Genomic DNA, 1,038 nt, shown 5'->3' with positions numbered 1-1,038 from the left:
AAGGCTACCATCTTTTTGCCATTTAGCAATCAAATCGTTGGTATAATCAATCAACTCTTGGTTAGACTTGCTTGAAGCGATACCGTATTCTTGTGTTTTGAAACCTTCATCAAGGATCTTGGTTTTATCACTTTCGTAACCTGACAAGATTGATTTATCACCAGCAAAGGCGTCAATACGGTAAGCATAGAGTGATACGGCTAACTCAGGATAAGATCCAAGTTGAACGTAGTCAAACTTAAGGTTATTAGCTGAGGCATACTCTTCAACAGCAGCTTTGGCAGATGACCCTTGAGACACTCCAATAGTTTTACCGTTTAGGTCAGAAAGTTTCTTATAGCCAGATTTGGTTTGAACAAGGAAACCGATTTGGTCGTAGTAGTAAGGAGTTGACATGGCATATGAAGCCTTACGCTCATCTGTAATGGTATAAGTAGCGATAAGCATGTCAATAGTCCCGTTGTCCATAAGGGCTTCACGAGTTTGTGGAGTAACCGCTATAAAATTCACCTTAACCTTAAGTTCTTTGGCAATTTTCTTAGCGAGGTCAATTTCCATCCCTTGATAGGTATTAGTTTTGGCTGAGTAGTATCCAAAGTTTGGGACATCCTGTTTGACACCAACGTTTAGAGTCCCTTTTTTGACAATTTTTTGAATTGCAGCACTATTGAGTAGTTTACTGCTTTCATCTGCCTGACTACTTTTAGTGTTCCAGAGGAGAACTGCTAGAAAAGCTATAACAGAGATAGCTAAAATGCGACTAAGTTTCTTGATTAACATAAGTCCTCCTTAGGCATCCACTTGGACACGATCAGAGTTGTGGTCGATAATCTTAGAAAGGAATTGAACCGCACGAGGTTCAGTTGGATTGTCAAAGAAACCATCCACATCCGTAGTGTCTACAAGAACTTGACCTTCAGCCATGAAAATGATACGGTCAGCCACACTGCGCGCGAAGCCCATTTCGTGGGTTACGACAACCATGTTCATGCCACCTTTGGCAAGGTTTTGCATAACCGCAAGCACGTCACCGATAGT

1 protein-coding gene and 1 pseudogene are annotated in these 1,038 nt (G+C 41.3%); both read right to left on the bottom strand.

Features of this window, described 5'->3' with window-relative positions; translation table 11 throughout:
• Positions 1-780, bottom strand: a 780-nt coding sequence (locus HMPREF2979_RS08935) for a transporter substrate-binding domain-containing protein (RefSeq protein ID WP_070656317.1), incomplete at its 3' end; no start/stop codon positions are given.
• 9 nt (positions 781-789) lie between these two features.
• Positions 790-1,038 (bottom strand): annotated as a pseudogene (locus tag HMPREF2979_RS10510) (amino acid ABC transporter ATP-binding protein); the annotation flags it as partial.

The sequence above is a fragment of the Streptococcus sp. HMSC078H12 genome (assembly GCF_001814615.1).
GTDB lineage: Bacteria > Bacillota > Bacilli > Lactobacillales > Streptococcaceae > Streptococcus > Streptococcus salivarius_F.
This window is presented reverse-complemented; position numbering and strand designations above follow the sequence as displayed.